Source organism: Paenibacillus sp. Soil787 (genome assembly GCF_001429545.1).
In the GTDB taxonomy this organism is placed as follows: Bacteria; Bacillota; Bacilli; order Paenibacillales; family NBRC-103111; genus Paenibacillus_E.
Genome location: NZ_LMSP01000012.1, coordinates 19,881 through 36,437 on the forward strand (window position 1 = coordinate 19,881; position 16,557 = coordinate 36,437).

Sequence of the window (16,557 nt, forward strand, 5' to 3'; positions counted from 1 at the left end):
GGACATCTAAATGAGTTCAAACAATTATAATTTTCAAAAGCTTACACCAGTAAATAATGCCGAGTTAAAAATTTATAAAGATGCTTTTAATTTTGTATTTCAAGAAGTTGATATAAAGAATGTTGCAATAACTGGGCCATATAGTGCAGGTAAAAGTAGTGTTTTGGAGTCATATAAAGCTACACAATCTGATAAGAAATTCTTAAATATTTCGCTAGCGCAATTTGATACATCAAGTTCGGAATTGAGAGCAAATGATGAGTTAAGTAGAAATAATGCTGGTGCTTCTGGAGGAGACATCAACGATACAATATTAGAGGGGAAAATATTAAATCAACTAATACATCAAGTAAATCCACGAAATATTCCACAAACCCATTTCAAGGTTAAAAAAAAGGTGTCAAAATCTAATTCGCTAGTGCTTTTTTGGCTACAATGGCTATCACACTTGTGTCATATATTCTGGGATTTGCCGGTTGGCGTAAATTTGTAATGAGTTTAACTGACACATGGTTGAAAAAAATATTAATATTTACAACTGAAGATGCTGCTGTAGTAGTTGGCGGAATAATTTGTACTCTAATAATGTCGTATATTCTATACATTATGATCCAGATGATTACTTATAACAAAATATTATTCAAAAAATTAAAGATTCAAGGGAATGAGATTGAGATATTTGAAGAAGCAAATGAGTCTTATTTTGATAAATATCTTAATGAGGTTCTTTATCTCTTTGAAAATGCAAATGCAGAAGTAATTGTGTTTGAGGACATGGATAGATTCAACAGTAATCAAATATTTCAAAAGCTGAGAGAGATTAATTGGCTAATCAATAAAAAGTCGAGAAAGAATATCCGGTTTTTTTACTTACTTCGTGATGATACATTTACCTCCAAAGATAGAACGAAATTCTTCGATTTTATTATCCCTGTTGTTCCAGTTGTTGATGGTTCAAATTCTTATGATCAGTTTATTGGTCACTTTGAGATTGGTGGTATTCTTGAGGAATTTGATAAACAATTTTTACAAGGACTTTCACTATATATCGATGACATGCGTATTTTAAAGAATATTTACAATGAATATGTCATTTATCATAATCGTATACAATTGACAGAATTAGAAAGCAATAAATTGCTTGCAATAATTTCATATAAAAATATCTTCCCAAGAGATTTTAGTGAGTTGCAATTGGGACAGGGATTTATTTGCAATTTATTTTCAAATAAATCAAATTTCATTACATCAGAAATACAAAAGCTTGAGATTGAAATACTGGAGAAGCAGAAACTAATTGAAGCTGCTGAGAATGAATTATGTAATGAAGTTGAAGAATTAGATGCTATTTACTTTACTTCCGCACAGGCAATAGAGGTAAACGGAAAAAGAGAGAATCAATTTACCTCTAGAGCCTCCTTCATTGTTGCGATGAAAAGTGATCCGAGCAATGTATGGTTTTTAAACTATAATGGTTCTAGGATTAATTTTGATTTTCAAAGTGAATACAACAAGCTGTCACAGAATACTGAATACACAACTAGAAAATTGAATATCGAAACCAAATCTTCAGTGAAGATTGAAAAGATTAAAGATGATATCATTAAAATATATGAAAATAAAATTAGAGTTGAAGGCAAAAAACTCCATGAGATAATAACTAAAGAGAACATTAATGAGATATTTAGTTTCAATTACACTAATGAAATAGGAGAAGTCATTACCTATAATGACATTAAATCCAGTACGTATTTTCCATTAATTAAATTCTTAATTAGGAACGGATATATTGATGAAACATATTCAGACTATATGACTTATTTTTACGAGCATAGTTTGAGCAGAATAGATAAAATATTTTTGCGTAGCGTAACTGATGAGGTAGCAAAAGAATTTTCTTACAACTTGAAAGATCCTGCTTTAGTAGTTTCTCGATTGAGGGATATTGATTTTGATCGAGAAGAAACACTTAATTTTGATCTGTTAATTCATCTGCTAGAATCAAAAAGTCAAAATATAATTAGAATTATTAATCAAATTAAGGATAAGGGGAAATTTGAATTTGTATCGCAATTCTTGAAGAGTACTGATGATCGAGAGAAAGCGGAATTCATTAAGTCACTTAATAGTGCTTGGCCGTTAGTATTTCAAGGAATATTAAGCAGCGATTATTTTACTGAGAGTCAGAAGCAACAATATTCTCTTGATACTTTATACTGCTCCCCAAACGAGATAGTAAGTGGACTAAATGTTGGAAATTGTTTGGCCCTATATATTTCATCAAATAGGGAGTTTCTGAATGTAGAAGAGCCAGAAATACCTAAAATAATCTCAAAACTACGATTATTAAATGTGAAATTTATAATGATAGACCATGATAAAGCAAACCCCCAGTTATTCTCGGCTGTTTATGAAGCAAATTGCTACGAAATGAATATGAATATGATTTCACTTATCCTTAGTAAGATTTATATGATCCCTATAAATGAAGAATACAAACACAAGAATTATTCCCTCATTGTATCTAAACCACAAGAGTATCTTGTTAGTTACGTAAGGAGTAATATTAATCAATATTTAGATAATGTATTTGAAAATAGTAACTTCGTAATAACGGATGAGCTTGATGCAGCGCTAGAAATTATTAACAATCCTGATGTTATTGAAGGTCGCAAATTGACTTATATAAAATATCTACAAACATTCATAGATAAAATTGACAGCATTACCGAGAAAGAAATATGGGCAGATATTCTTAAACTCAGGAAAATAATATATTCAGAATATAATGTTACCCAATATTACTTTTTTTCAGGACGGAAATTGGATGAAATGCTAGTAGAATTTATTAATTCAAACAGTCTTAGTTTAAGATTTGAAAAAGAGGAAGTAGCTACTGAGTTTGGGAGAACTGAAGCTGATGAGTTCTTCAAAGATATTATACAATGTAACTCACTAACGGATGAAAAGTATGAGTCACTAGTTAAATTGTTTGATGTTAAATATGAGATTTTTAATTTTGAAGGAATTTCAGATAGTAAGCTTAACAACTTAATTAAATACAATATTATTTTAATGAATGAATCAAATTTACTCTTCCTAAGAGAAAACTACCCAGATCAATTAGAATTCTTCATATCCTCTAACATTGAGGTTTATACGAACGATGTTATCAATGAGGATAACTTCATGTTTAGTGAAATTGTTAGTTTGTTAGAGGATGAAGTAAATGACTTATGCATGATTAAGCTGCTCGCATACACGTCAGATTCGATCTCTATTGTTGGAAAGAGATACTCAGAAGCAGTCAAGTTGCACATTACAAGGTACAATTTAGATATTAATGACCTTTCGTATTTGATTAGTAATTATGATCGTAGTAGTCAGAACTTGAAAACAATAATAATTACTATCTGTATTGAGCATAGTGATCAGATTATTGTAAATGGATATGAGGTTTCATTTAATCTTTTACTAATGCTCCTTGAATCAGAAAATCTGGAGATTGAAAAGAAAAGGGCTTTATTTATTTTGTATCTTCCTAACTTAATTGCTGGGCAAGTACAGAAATGTTTACAGCTATTAATGATGACAGATATTCTAAGCTTGCTTTCTGGTAAAAGACCTAAGCTTAAAAAAACTAATGAGAATCGAAAGATACTAGAAGTGTTCGAGGAGAAAGGGTGGATCTTCGGTTTTGATACAGATAGAAATGAACCCGAATACTTTCGAGCTAGAGGAAGAAGAATTTTAACTGAAAACTAATTTTAAACAGGTGACGAAAATGAAACTACCGCCTGGGTATACAGCGCGTCTGAATAAAGACCCGTAACGATGCACCATCGTGCTGGGGGCTTGTTTTTTACAAAGCTGAAATTTATCCATCTACAGGAATCTAACGGGAAACGATAGCACAATAAACAGGGAGCGGATTACCGCGGCAGCTGCTCCCTGTTTTCATTAAAGTAACGGGCAGGTTAGCTCCAATGACCGGGGGAAAGTACCATTATTTAGTACAATCTTGGGAATTAGATATAATGATAACTAAAGGTATTAAGGAGGCCCACCATGGCTTGGAGTGAGTTGAAATTTGTTCCTAACGAATACAATGATGTGATTAAGGCCATTGATGAAAAGATCATAAGATTACTTATTGAGCGTAAAGGCATCTCGAATGGCAAAAGATTCTTTCCACCAAATGAAATTGTGAGTGCATGGGCAGTTGAGTTTGATATGGATATTCCCCATATTAATGGACTCATTCACAGTCTTGCAGAGAGTAACCCACCCACTTTACCCAACGGACCTGGCAAATTACTTAATGTCCTGCCCATCATGAAAAAGTCCGATATTGATGGTTTTGAATATGAAGTAACACATTCAATGCAGCATGAGAACGGTAGCATTGTGTTTATTGAAATTAACAAATCAAATGATAATGAGAATGTCGGCCACATTCGCCCGAAATTACTTTTAGATGTAAATGGAGAACGAGAATACATCGTACGTAAAAATGGTGCTCATGGTGGCGGTGGACATACGCAACTGAGTTTTATGGTTATGCCGCGTCTGCCCGATAGTATCGAGAAGTTAAAATTCAGATTGATTCCACATGCTCATCCAATGGAGTCTCCGCCTAAAGAGATAATTTTGGATAAAGAGATATCATTTGAATGATTACGCTAACGAGAAACGATAGTTGAATCCAATAAAAGACTGCCAGCATACACGGAACCATTCGTTGTCCTTATAAACTGATTCAACGTGCTACCTGGATCGTGAATTCATCGCCGTGCCTCACTGTACTCGTGATGCGCTTTACAACAGCTCACTGACCTTTAGATCGAAGAAGGCGGTCATCGCTTTTTGAAGCTGAGGGTACCATACCCATCTCATCGGTTCTATCTGCGATGGGTCGGCACACCATTCTACAGCAACATAGAGGCTCTGCACTACGCACAGCCTGTAATCTAGACAAAGCTGCTCCCATGAATAGTTGTTCACTCCATTGCTGCGTAGCACATCAAGATACTGCTGTAAAATCTGAAACTCAAGCGCCCGTCGGCTCTCAGTGTCCCACCAATGAATCATAGCGTAAGCCAGATCGCTTACGCCCAGCCAGCAGGTCAGCGACCAGACAAACGGCTGTCGGTCAATCAAAAACATGGGTACGAGGCCGTTCTGACAAATCAGGATATTGCCAGGATTCAAATCTCCGTGAATGAGCGTGAAACCTTCGTGTGATCGGGTTCTCTCTATCATCCGCTCCGGATGCTTCTCCATAATCAGCGGCAACGCTTCAGTCCAAAGGTCGGGAATATCCTGTCTGCATGCCTTAAGCAAAGGGGCAAGCCCAGGGCGGATCGCTGAAAGATAGCGCTCAATTTCCTCCATCTCCGGAACAGGCCGTCTTCCCGGTCTTTCTGCCCCTTGTTCGTTCGTTACCCAGTGATGGGCATGCAGTTTGGCAACTGCTTCCGCGAGGGCTCTACCGTACTGCGGGGTTGGGGGAGCTTCCCAGCTCGGTTTGTGGGTATCTGTGACATCCTCCAGCAGCAGGTGGTAGCTTTTTTTTGCCGTGTCATGCCCTGCATCGAAGCATCTGAGCAGGGGCGCATTCTGCAGGGTGATGTAGTCACGGGAATAGTAAGCCGGTTCGGAAGCGGCGGCGAATTGTGCTGAATCGCACAATTTGAGGAAAAGGCTCTGCGGAAGCACGCCTTCTGCCTCTTCTGAATAAGAGATCCGTATCCGGTAAACCCTTGAGTTGTCGCTCCGCGCCGGAAAAACTTCAAGACCGGCCACTTCCCCTGCAGTCAGCGCGCCTGTCCTTCGGAGAATCTCCGTCAACCGTGCTCGCGACAGTTCGTATGGATGCCTAATCATTTTACTTCTATTCATAAGAAGACCTCCCATAAATTAAAACCTCAATCATTCAAGTCACATGGCGAGCACGCGCAAAGGCGCAGCAGTAATTTACTCCTGATCGTTCATTTACGATACGGTTTTCTGTATTTCTCGAATGGCTAATTTTATGTTTTCCCTCACATGATATATTCCTGATGAACTCCAGATATAGTTAACTATACCGCTGAGTAGCAAAACTTAAGTCGTATATAGATTTCACTTGTTGATATTGAAATTAACGAAAAACAATAAAAACAGGCTGCCAGTATACTTAGTATAATCGGCAGCCTGTTGAAGTAACGGGCAGATTTGTTTAATTTAATACGTTGTCTCACACATATGAGTTATAATAAGTTTGTAAAAAATGGGAAGGATGGTGAGCAAAATATGAAGATTTTAATTATTGGTGGAACAACATTTATAGGTCCAAACGTAATCAAACAGCTTAATGAATTGGGTCACCATAATATTACCTTATTCCATCGCGGTCAGACAAAATGTAATTTACCACCAAATGTACAACACATCTATGGAGAAAAAATGCAATTGGAACAGTTTAAGCATGACTTCAAGAAATTATCGCCAGATATTGTTGTTGACATGATTGCGTCTACTGAAGATGATACTCAAATCGTTGTAAACACTTTTAAGGGAATAACTGATAGATTAATCACAATTAGTAGTCAAGATGTTTATAGGGCATACGGAATAGTGAGAAAAGCAGATAACGGGTCATTAGAACCTACACCAATTACAGAGAATTCAGCTTTACGATTAAACCGATATCCTTATCAAGACCCTTATAAAGACCCGAATGATTGGTGTAATAAATACGACAAAATACTAGTTGAAAATATTGTAATGAATAACCAAAACTTAAAGGGTACCATTCTACGTCTACCAGCGGTTTACGGACCTAATGACCCACAACATAGACTATTTAAATACCTCAATCTGAAACATATCAGGGATAATCGACCATTCATCTTGATGGATGAAGATTTTTCTAGATGGTGTTGGACTCATGGTTATGTAGAAAATGTAGCCAATGCCATCGCATTAGCTATCACAAATGAACGGTCAACGGGACGTATTTATAATATTGGTGGATCACAACCCTGTTCAATGCTAGACTACGTTACACATATTGGAAGGACCTTAAAATGGGACGGACAAATAATCCTTACTCCAAAAGGAAGTCTCCCTGAAGAAATGACTGTCCCGTTCAATATGGAACAACAATTAGTTGTTAGTTCCAACCTCATTCGCGAGGAACTAGGCTTCGTAGAACCGATTTCATTTACCGATGGATTAGAGATGACCATTGAATGGGAACTTGATAATCAACCACAAGAGGCTTTTAATTATACAAAAGAAGATGAGATTTTACGTGAATTAGGATGGGCGATTTAACTAACGGAAACTGATAGTTCAACATTTGAAGGGCTACCACGCATGGTAGCCCTTCGCTTCACTAACGGGCAGTGAAGTTGGATAAACTGTCTCTATTCAATGACTAATAAGTAACCACTCGAGTTCCTGGGTCTTTCGGATAGGAATTGACATCTTTCAGTACCATGGAATCCGGGATCTGGAATGCTTTCTTCTTCAGTTCAAAAGTTGCTTCATCAAAGGGTCCATAGGCTTTCTTTTGTGGGGCATCCAAGATCCAATAATAAAAAACGTTATCCAGTACTTGATGGTTGTCATTGGGATCGTTCGGAAATTGTCGCTTAAATCCTTGTTGTTCTGCGATAATGTACGTATCGTTCCATGCAATTTTAACGACCTTAGATGGAATCATGTAACCTGGAACGTTAGAATCCGTTTTCACCATGACTTTGATATCATTCGCAGATAAACGGTTCAATTCATAATCTCCCGAAAGATGATACGAATAATCAGCCAAACCGGGTCCAAACCCAAATGGAGCACATCCTGTCATTAACAATAAGGATAACGCGAGTAAAAGAAGTGTATGTATCACTTTACGAAATCGGATGGTAAGTACCCCCTTGAGCATGGATTTACTATCCAAAATATCTTAGGATTGAAAATTAAGATACAGGTAAATTCAGGGACTGTATGAGATGCAGTTAATGGCTGAGGTGATTGTGCTAACGGAAACGATAGCTTAATAACAATGTGAAAAGGCAGCCAGTCCAGTGGATTGGTTGCCTTTTCTCATGTCACGGGCAGGTTAACGCAAACCCTTATTTGGAAGAAAGAGGATAAAATTTACACTCCTCGAATATATATGCATATCGAAGGAGTGGTAAATCAATGAAATTTAAGTTAATCGCTGTTTTGTTTTTTATTATAATCATTTTTTCATCTATATTTTATTTTGCTAAACAATATAATTCTGATCCTTACGATGTATTTAGAAATAAAGAATATTTGGTTAAGGAAATAAGAAATCCAGTACCAATTGAAATTTTTATTAAACCACAATGGATTCCTTTTGATACAACGAAGCCAAAAAATATAAATCTAAATATGATAACCATGAATAATACAACAATCGAATTGCAACAAATATGGAACAGAGGAGAGTTCGCAAAAGACATTTATTTAAGTTTTCATGTGAAATATCGCCCGTTTCTAAAACAAGGGGATTTTCTTAGTAATAAAATTTTTACTTCAGATGGAGCTTTTAGAGATAATATATCATTTGATCATTTTACTATTAATGATATAGATCACAAGGTTATTAATATTGGTCAAATCGGAGAAGGTCCAAATTCAGATTTTTCTTTCGGAATTAATTCAGATCAATTTAAGGAAATTAGAAACGGATTTTATTTAACGTATTCAGGAATGGTTTTGTACGAATATGAAAAGAAGTAAGTCCTTCGTATAACACCATAAGTTTGTTATTCTACCTTCGGTACTCAGAGCATTTTTGGGGGACATGAATTCGGACTTTTATTAAGCTATCGGAAACGATAGCTCAACCTCTGTGATACTTTATAATGTGAAAGAGGAGGTGCCTAAATGGGAGAAAGACGATGGGGTATTGTCAAATGGTTCAAAGAAGAGAAAGGTTACGGGCGGATAATGTTAGACGGTCAGGACGGTAATCATGTATTTGTTCACTTTAGCGAAATTCTACCAGACCCTATTAGGTTACCGAACGGCTTTCGGTTTCTTAAAGAGGGTCAAAAAGTTGCATTCGACCTATTCGAATTCCCGAGCATAGCGGATTCACAGCGAATGACAGCTAAGAATGTGCAAATTTTAGAGGATTAAGGTATCGTGACGTACTTCATTAATGTATGGGCTTTCGGAATTCATCATTAACGGAAACGATAGTTCAATTACGATATGAAGGCAGCCGGCACACGATCGGCTGCCTTTGTCTATTGAAGTAACGGGCAGGATACTTACAATAATTCCCACACGGAAAAGTGCAAGAAAATAGGAAAATAGTAAATTGTAAATCTAAGCTGCTGTCCAATGACACAAAAGTGCCTACATAAACCAATTTGAAAAAGCTTGAGAAATCAAGCTTTTATTTTTTTATGTAGGGAGATTTGTGTCAGCAAAAAATGCACAAAAGTGCCTACATTGTAGTATTGTGACACAAAACTACCTACATTGTAGGATTCCGAATCTTGGCAAGAAACCACAGATGGATCAGAGTCTTGATTAAGTGTGCTGCAGCACCTATTATCATTATCTCATTCACTTCAGCCAACCTTCAAACATGTTGTAAAAAAATCGGAGTTACAAAACAGCAGCGTTAAACTAACGGGCAGGATACTTACAATATGTGGTATTAAAAAACACTGAAACTGAAGTTGACGATGGCTCTGAGATTTGAAATGGAGAGGATATTAGTGGGTTTTGTTACGTTTGGATTTGGTGTTCATGCTATAATAACAAATTCCGAAGGTCAAATACTTCTGTTAAAGCGAACTTATGGAAATAAGGGATGGAGTTTACCAGGTGGTGGTGTAGACGCTGGTGAAACTATTCATCAAGCGGTATTTCGAGAATGTTGTGAAGAACTTGGGATAGAAGTTAAGAATGCTGTATTAACGGGATTTTATTATCATAGTAGTATTAATGCACAAGTTGGAATATTTCGCTGTTCCATACCAGAGGCTGCGGAAATAAAACTTAGTTCCGAACATTCTGAATTTAAATGGGCGGATATTTCTTCATTAAGCGAGGTTCAACGAATAAGGGCTTTAGAAGCATTGGAGTATCATGGTCAAGTAATAAGTCGTGCTTTTTGAAAACTTCAGACAAAAATGAATTAATCTGTCCCGTATGGTTAGAAGGGAGATTTTTATATGTCTTTTCCATTTGACTGTATTAGCGATTTTATGTTTTTCGAAACCGAGTTGGGTCATTCAGATGTAATTTTAATTCCAGGTGCAAGCCATCCTCAGTTAATGGAAAGAGCCGCAATGTTATATCAACAAGGTAATGCTCCGTTGATCCTGCCTTCTGGTGGTGTCACCCCACATGTTGAAACAACTGAATGGGAGTTTTTGCGAAATGTAGGGGTGTCGTTAGGCGTTCCTCCACAAGCAATACTTCAAGAAGATAAAGCAACTAATACCTTTGAAAATGCACGATTCTCTTTAAAAGTATTACAAGATAAAGGGTTAAACCCTAAAAAAGTAGTGCTGGTTTGTAAAAACTACCACGCACGTAGAGCACTTTTAACATATCAAATTATTTTTCCAAGAGAGACAATTTTTTATGTAAGTCCAGTGATTGACAAGACTGGTACTTCCAAGGATAACTGGTTTCTAGATGAAGATAGAATAAGATACGTAATGAATGAGCTTGAGAAGGTAGGGAAATATTTCAGGCCCGCTATATTCCAAATCGGATCAAATGGCTAGTTACGCTAACGCCGCTGAACGAAAGTTGCACAGTACATAGGATGTATTTAAGTGAGGTGAGTCATTTTTGAGGATCGGTGAGGTAACATCAGAGGGTTTTACCTTCTTTAATTTAGATAAGGAAACTTTCGTCGATTTTAGAGAGTGTAATGAAAATTGGGTTATGTATAATAAGAGGAAAAATAATTGGACGGATGATGAAGTTCAAGCTTATCGTACAAAGAGTAAATGTGTCGGAGAACGGGATATCTGTGCAAAACCATGTTGTTTTATATTCTTTACAAAGCCTTTTACTAAGATCGAATTTACTAATTTTAATGCAAAAAAAGAATTCAGGGATCTTCAAATGAAAATACTTGAAGTTGGATGGACCACATTTGACTTGAGCTGATTAAACTAACGGAAACGATAGTTAAACATTTGAAGGGCTGCCGCGTGGCGGCCCTTCAATCCGCTAACTGGCAGGATAGTTCAAAAGTATGTTGGAATCATGAGGGGGAAATGGTATTTTTATAAGTGGATATATCTGCACATCATATAATTTTGTGGGAACAAGGTGAATAAGATTGTATTCAATTTATAATGCTGTCACAATAGGGTCATTATTCTTGATTCTGTATGTTCTTATTGATTTCATAAGAAATAAAACCAACAACATTATTAGGAGAGTAATTTTTTATAGTTTTATTTTTTACTTACTAATTGTAGTTCAAGTGACAACGGGGGGTATTATATTTCCTCCTCAGTATGATTCCGCATCAGTTTTGATGCAACTAATCCCATTTTATTTTATTAGTGACTGGATAAATATTTATAGTAACAATGGATTTGATTGGTTTTTTTGGAATTCCGTAAAGTTATCGTTTTATAATTTTATTATGTTAACACCGCTTGGAGTATATCTACCGTTATTATTCAAACTTAAACGAATTTCGAAGTCTATTCTAGCAGTCTTTATCGTAAGCCTCATCATAGAAAGCTCCCAGCTTATACTCGGATACATAGGCTTTATAAGAGGTCGCGAGTTTGATATTGACGACCTCATCTTAAATACTTTAGGTGGTACTATTGGTTATTTATTCATTGCGTTATCAAGTAGATTTATCCAATCCTTACAAAACAGACACAACGGAAAAGAAATGAACTCGTTGAACTAACTGGATACGTTAGCTCCGCCGCATATCATTAAGAAGGAGTGTGGAAAGTATGTTTCATGTAAAAGATATTTTATCCGATCAGTTATTAGCAAATGCTAATGACCNACGTTAGCTCCGCCGCATATCATTAAGAAGGAGTGTGGAAAGTATGTTTCATGTAAAAGATATTTTATCCGATCAGTTATTAGCAAATGCTAATGACCCTAGTTGGTACCTACCATTTTCAGATGCAGTTGAAAATTTGTCAGAGGAAGTTGCGTTTTGGAAACCTAGTGAAGATAGTAATAGTATCGCTGAAATTGTGCAGCATTTACTTTATTGGAATGAAACTTGGCAAACCAGGTACCAAAAATCTCATGTCAATGCTGTGCCTTCCATAGGAAATAATAATAAAAGTTTTATAATCCCGAAAGATCAAAAATTCACTGACTTAAAAGAACGATTATTAGAGGTGCTTTTACAATGGCAAGATCTACTTACTGAAGAAAAAGTCGAAAGTGATGTAAATGGTTTCCCAGAGACTGCCAAGTGGTGGGAGATACTCGGAAATGTGTCAACTCATAATGCATATCACATTGGTCAAATCTGTTATATTCGGAANGTAAATGGTTTCCCAGAGACTGCCAAGTGGTGGGAGATACTCGGAAATGTGTCAACTCATAATGCATATCACATTGGTCAAATCTGTTATATTCGGAAACTACAAAAGAGCTGGAAAGTAGATACAAACTAAGAAAAATTACCTAGCATAAATAGTGAAGGGGCTTGCAACGCGGCAGTTCCTCTTTTGTTCATTCAAGTAACGGGCAGTAAAAGGAAATGAAACGTTCGTAGAATCATTTTGGTAAAAGGAAAACCGCTGAGAGGAATTTTGAAATGACAATCCAGGCAACTACCTTAAGTGTGGAAATAACAAAAAAAGTCCAGATGGACTATCTTCTTTCATTTCCTGAAGAATACTACGAAGACCAAACACGTGAGTGGGGATTTATTGTTTTTTTACATGGAATGGATATGAGGGGAGAAGAGGTAACCCAATTATCGAATTATGGATTGCTTGAAATTGCTAAAGAAGGACAATTATCATTACCATTCATTGTAGCGGTTCCCCAATGTCCAAGCGAATCATTTTGGAATATGGAACGTGACAGTCTTGCCGCTCTGGTAGCTGAAATTACTTCTAATCATCGAGTAGATTCAAATCGTATTTATGCGATTGGATATAGTATGGGGGGATATGGGGTTTGGGATTTAGCTATCTATAATCCAAATACATTTGCAGCAATTGTACCACTGAGTTCTGGCGGACAAATATCAAAGGCAGCCCTTCTGAATAACACCGCAATATGGGCATTTCATGGAGCGAAAGATAATATTGTCCCATTAGAGCAAATGACGAACATGATAAACGCAGTGAAGACACATCAAAGAGATGTTAAGCTGACTGTTTACCCAGATATGGGGCATGACATCATGAGGAAAACGCTTGGCAACCAAGAACTTTATACTTGGTTATTGGAACAAAAATAGCGGAACTGCGGATGCCAATGCATCCGTTTTTTGTTCGCTGAGGGACGGGCAGGTTAACGTAATGGTTCAATCAATTTTCGTTGACTGTAAAAATATGGATTAGTATGATTGTTATGGAATAAATATTTCCCGAAAGTGAGGCTTTCACATGTCACCAGGCATTTATTTTATTAAATTGAGGTAACAACCGGAGTTTTAGAAAAGTTCATTCGATTGTTCAATCACGACTCAAATACCAAGGAGAACTCATGGACCCAAAAATAAAATCAATGTTCCTGGACGAACATGCCGTAGAAGGCGCTATGAGGTTTGGCGTCAGCCCAAAGGAGTTGACTTTCATTGGAGGCTTTCAAAACTTTATTTATTCCTATAATCGCGATGACTTGAAATATATTCTCCGTTTTACCCCGAGCACTCTTCGCACGTGGGACGGACTTGCAGCTGAAATAGAATGGATTCGTTATCTTTCTGAGAATGGTTTGTCGGTCTCGGATTCGGTATATTCGGTTGATGGAAAGGACTTCGAACGAATCCAAGGAAATATGATTGATTTCTACGTGACCTCCTTCAGACACGCACCCGGTCGTAAAATTGGATACCCAGAATGCCTGGGTAATTCCATACTTTATGAACAATGCGGACGCATGACCGGCCGTCTCCATGATCTTGCTAAGGAGTACAAACCTACGGCCAAAAGACATACGTGGGAGAATAATGAATACCTCTTACGAGCCAAAAAATATATACCGTCAGAGCAGCAATCAATTCTTCTTGCTCTTGATGAACTTAAAACACATTTGGCTAGCCTGCCTGTAACTGCTGATAATTTCGGTTTAATTCACGGGGATATCAATGTAGGAAATTTCACAGTTGATGAATCAGGGGGAATAACGCTCTTCGACTTCGACGAATGCCAGTACAGTTGGTATACCGAAGACATTGCCATCCAGCTCTATTACTTGCTGTATGTATTCGGGGAAGATTCGAAGTCCGAACGGAAGTTGCAGTACGAACTTTTCATTAAACATTTCGAACAAGGTTATACAGAGGATGGCCGTCAAATGCCTGACGGCTGGAAGGAACAGCTTGGGCTCTTCCTTAGATTACGAGAAATTATCGTATTCGTCGGTATGCACCGGAGCTGGGATTTAAGTCAACCAGACGATTGGACACGCGATTTTTTGCAAGATAGTCGCATGCGGATTACAAAAAGAATTTCGTTGATCGACGAGTTTTGAACACCTAAAATGGCAGACAACGGGAAACGCTGCTGCCGGCATGAATCGGAAGCAGCGTTGCGCTAACGGGCAGGTTAACGTGGAAACACGGCAGGAAAAGGAAAAAACCAAACGAATGAATATAATGTATGAGGGATACGAGACTTTATTCGGGGATTAACACTGAAAGGTGGAATGTAATGCAGCACAGAATGCGTAAAGCCGTAAAATTAGGATTGGCTGGTGGGGTTAGTTGGGCATTAGTTAGCTATTATTTAAATAAAAACATAGGTGCTAGTATTGTTGGGGCATCGTCATGGTTAATTGTAACTATTGTTATTACATGGATTTTTCCTAAAAGAAACTAAAAATGATCTCTTCTGGGTTTGAATCCATTAATTTAACTAACAGATACGATAGCACAATCACGACATGACGGCAGTCGACCACACGATCGGCTGCCGTTGTCCGTTGAAGTAACTGGCAGATTTCATTAATGCAGAAGAATCTTCAATTTGATAAGATCGTGATATTACCAAGTGATTTATCATATACAAGTGAAAATAAGGAGTGGTAATATGTATGAGTTTCATGGATGGATTGTTTTAAGATATCACACCCATGATACAAATGAATTACTGGAAGATGAGGCTTATAATAATTTCTTGAAATATTTAGAAGAAGTAGATGGTGAAAAAATCTCTACTTTACGGAGAAGAAACGGGTTGCACTCATGGACCATTTCGGGATTACATAACCATTATTCAAAATATGTTCTTGATATATATAAATGGGTGTCGGAAAATTTACCTGGTTCGTACGGATTGCTATATGTTCATAATGACGAGGATTTCAAAGGAGAAGATGATAACAGTAACAATTTTATAGTCTGGAAATTAGCAAGGGGTAAATTAACTCAAGAGAAAGACAACTACCTTTCACCATATATACCAGTCGTTGAGGATGAATATGATCCAAGCAGGAATGACTAAATAAAATACTTTCACATAAGGTTATTCCTTCAACTGCAGAACGATAGATCAAACAACCACGACGGCAGACATATAAATGATATGCTGCCATTTTCATTGAAGTAACGGGCAGATTAGTTACCAATAAAGGAAATGTACATATGATGGTGAATGTTATGGAAGGACACGCATTGGTATTAGCAAAGTGCATGAATAATACTGTTAGATATATTGTAACAAGTTAGGGGGTCGATGATTTGGCTTATACCAAAGCTGTGATAAGAGAACCGTATTATGACTGTCCAGTTTGGATTGACAATGATATTATTCGTAAAGATCACGTTATTTTGACTGAAAGTAGTTCAACTACAGAAGTTGAATTGTTCTTAGTGCATTTATTTGGATATAACAATATAGATGTTAAGGAATCATTCGAGAAATCATTTAAGCAACTATTTAATGAGGATGAGGTTGTAATTCTAGGTGGAATTGCTTTTTTTGAAGATGAAGATAAATTCATTTATCCAAGTTGCTGCTGCGGCTTAGAAGACTTAGTACTCGTTAATGAATCAATTATCAATAGAGTTAGTCCTTGGTTGGGGCATGATCCTAACCCAGGGATTGAGTATAGTAATAACGGTATTGTTAAGGTATGGTCAGATGATCCGAGCACGACAAAAAAAGAGAACGCTTTTTTTATTGAATTTAAGTATGATGAGTTAATCCAAGCTTTAGAAGATACTAAAAAGGAACTATTAGGCTTCATTGAAAAACCGCTGTATCGGTGGCTAGATCATCGTGACAAATCTATCGCAAACGAAATGGTAACAAAGATGAAGCAGTGGTTTTTAAAGTAAGCAAATTGCCAATAAGGGATTTATTTTTGATGTCGAGGCACATATTGAATCATTGC

General features: G+C 36.8%; 16 protein-coding genes and 1 pseudogene. 15 read left to right on the forward strand and 2 right to left on the reverse strand.

Going from position 1 to position 16,557, the window contains the following annotated elements:
* The first annotated feature begins 10 nt into the window (after positions 1–10).
* Positions 11–3,765: pseudogene (locus tag ASG93_RS12550) on the forward strand (hypothetical protein).
* A 303-nt stretch (positions 3,766–4,068) separates the two neighbouring features.
* Positions 4,069–4,677, forward strand: coding sequence for a hypothetical protein (locus ASG93_RS12555; protein WP_056832377.1), 609 nt, complete (start codon positions 4,069–4,071; stop codon positions 4,675–4,677).
* 141 nt (positions 4,678–4,818) lie between these two features.
* Here the strand turns inward: ASG93_RS12555 and ASG93_RS12560 are convergent, their stop codons facing one another.
* Positions 4,819–5,901 carry a phosphotransferase family protein gene (locus ASG93_RS12560; protein WP_056832379.1) on the reverse strand — a complete coding sequence of 361 codons (1,083 nt, stop codon included), beginning with the start codon at positions 5,899–5,901 and terminating at the stop codon, positions 4,819–4,821.
* Between the two features lie 393 nt (positions 5,902–6,294).
* Between ASG93_RS12560 and ASG93_RS12565 the strand changes: the two genes are divergently transcribed.
* On the forward strand, positions 6,295–7,320 hold the full coding sequence (locus ASG93_RS12565) for an NAD-dependent epimerase/dehydratase family protein (RefSeq protein ID WP_056832381.1): 1,026 nt from the start codon (positions 6,295–6,297) through the stop codon (positions 7,318–7,320).
* Positions 7,321–7,423: 103 nt separating this feature from the next.
* On the opposite strand, the gene ASG93_RS12570 is transcribed toward ASG93_RS12565, so the two are convergent.
* On the reverse strand, positions 7,424–7,930 hold the full coding sequence (locus tag ASG93_RS12570) for a DUF3997 domain-containing protein (protein ID WP_056832383.1): 507 nt from the start codon (positions 7,928–7,930) through the stop codon (positions 7,424–7,426).
* Between the two features lie 260 nt (positions 7,931–8,190).
* On the opposite strand from ASG93_RS12570, the gene ASG93_RS12575 reads away from it, so the two are divergent.
* The 12 genes from ASG93_RS12575 (at position 8,191) to ASG93_RS12625 (ending at position 16,501) form a co-directional block, all read left to right on the forward strand.
* Positions 8,191–8,757, forward strand: coding sequence for a hypothetical protein (locus ASG93_RS12575; RefSeq protein ID WP_056832384.1), 567 nt, complete (start codon positions 8,191–8,193; stop codon positions 8,755–8,757).
* A gap of 147 nt (positions 8,758–8,904) precedes the next feature.
* Positions 8,905–9,159: a cold-shock protein gene (locus ASG93_RS12580; RefSeq protein ID WP_056832387.1), complete on the forward strand. Its 255-nt coding sequence runs from the start codon at positions 8,905–8,907 to the stop codon at positions 9,157–9,159.
* Between the two features lie 590 nt (positions 9,160–9,749).
* A complete protein-coding gene (locus tag ASG93_RS12585) occupies positions 9,750–10,151 on the forward strand; it encodes an NUDIX hydrolase (protein WP_082614885.1) in 402 nt (133 codons plus the stop codon).
* A gap of 57 nt (positions 10,152–10,208) precedes the next feature.
* Positions 10,209–10,769, forward strand: a complete 561-nt coding sequence (locus ASG93_RS12590; protein WP_056832389.1) for a YdcF family protein — start codon at positions 10,209–10,211, stop codon at positions 10,767–10,769.
* Positions 10,770–10,836: 67 nt separating this feature from the next.
* The gene (locus ASG93_RS12595; RefSeq protein WP_056832391.1) at positions 10,837–11,160 is read left to right on the forward strand and encodes a hypothetical protein; all 324 of its coding nucleotides are present in this window, start codon (positions 10,837–10,839) and stop codon (positions 11,158–11,160) included.
* Positions 11,161–11,377: 217 nt separating this feature from the next.
* Positions 11,378–11,926: a VanZ family protein gene (locus ASG93_RS34135; RefSeq protein ID WP_268796008.1), complete on the forward strand. Its 549-nt coding sequence runs from the start codon at positions 11,378–11,380 to the stop codon at positions 11,924–11,926.
* 148 nt (positions 11,927–12,074) lie between these two features.
* Positions 12,075–12,526 (forward strand): DinB family protein (locus ASG93_RS12605; protein ID WP_156410906.1); only part of this gene is annotated, 452 nt, incomplete at its 3' end.
* A 276-nt stretch (positions 12,527–12,802) separates the two neighbouring features.
* The gene (locus tag ASG93_RS12610; RefSeq protein ID WP_056832393.1) at positions 12,803–13,456 is read left to right on the forward strand and encodes a dienelactone hydrolase family protein; all 654 of its coding nucleotides are present in this window, start codon (positions 12,803–12,805) and stop codon (positions 13,454–13,456) included.
* Positions 13,457–13,704: 248 nt separating this feature from the next.
* Positions 13,705–14,694, forward strand: a complete 990-nt coding sequence (locus tag ASG93_RS12615) for a phosphotransferase enzyme family protein (protein WP_056832395.1) — start codon at positions 13,705–13,707, stop codon at positions 14,692–14,694.
* A gap of 179 nt (positions 14,695–14,873) precedes the next feature.
* A complete protein-coding gene (locus ASG93_RS35050) occupies positions 14,874–15,041 on the forward strand; it encodes a hypothetical protein (protein WP_156410883.1) in 168 nt (55 codons plus the stop codon).
* A gap of 210 nt (positions 15,042–15,251) precedes the next feature.
* Complete coding sequence (locus tag ASG93_RS34140) at positions 15,252–15,665, forward strand: Imm7 family immunity protein (RefSeq protein ID WP_082614888.1); 414 nt, start codon at positions 15,252–15,254, stop codon at positions 15,663–15,665.
* A gap of 236 nt (positions 15,666–15,901) precedes the next feature.
* Positions 15,902–16,501 (forward strand): hypothetical protein, encoded by a 600-nt coding sequence (locus ASG93_RS12625; RefSeq protein WP_056832397.1) that lies wholly within the window; start codon positions 15,902–15,904, stop codon positions 16,499–16,501.
* The last annotated feature ends 56 nt before the right edge of the window (positions 16,502–16,557 follow it).

Excerpts from the sequence above, each read along its gene's own strand:
- ASG93_RS12555 (WP_056832377.1), top strand. The coding sequence starts at position 4,069 with ATGGCTTGGAGTGAGTTGAAATTTGTTCCTAACGAATACAATGATGTG.
- ASG93_RS12560 (WP_056832379.1), bottom strand. The coding sequence starts at position 5,901 with ATGAATAGAAGTAAAATGATTAGGCATCCATACGAACTGTCGCGAGCA.
- ASG93_RS12565 (WP_056832381.1), top strand. The coding sequence starts at position 6,295 with ATGAAGATTTTAATTATTGGTGGAACAACATTTATAGGTCCAAACGTA.
- ASG93_RS12570 (WP_056832383.1), bottom strand. The coding sequence starts at position 7,930 with ATGCTCAAGGGGGTACTTACCATCCGATTTCGTAAAGTGATACATACA.
- ASG93_RS12575 (WP_056832384.1), top strand. The coding sequence starts at position 8,191 with ATGAAATTTAAGTTAATCGCTGTTTTGTTTTTTATTATAATCATTTTT.
- ASG93_RS12580 (WP_056832387.1), top strand. The coding sequence starts at position 8,905 with ATGGGAGAAAGACGATGGGGTATTGTCAAATGGTTCAAAGAAGAGAAA.
- ASG93_RS12590 (WP_056832389.1), top strand. The coding sequence starts at position 10,209 with ATGTCTTTTCCATTTGACTGTATTAGCGATTTTATGTTTTTCGAAACC.
- ASG93_RS12610 (WP_056832393.1), top strand. The coding sequence starts at position 12,803 with ATGACAATCCAGGCAACTACCTTAAGTGTGGAAATAACAAAAAAAGTC.
- ASG93_RS12615 (WP_056832395.1), top strand. The coding sequence starts at position 13,705 with ATGGACCCAAAAATAAAATCAATGTTCCTGGACGAACATGCCGTAGAA.
- ASG93_RS35050 (WP_156410883.1), top strand. The coding sequence starts at position 14,874 with ATGCAGCACAGAATGCGTAAAGCCGTAAAATTAGGATTGGCTGGTGGG.
- ASG93_RS34140 (WP_082614888.1), top strand. The coding sequence starts at position 15,252 with ATGTATGAGTTTCATGGATGGATTGTTTTAAGATATCACACCCATGAT.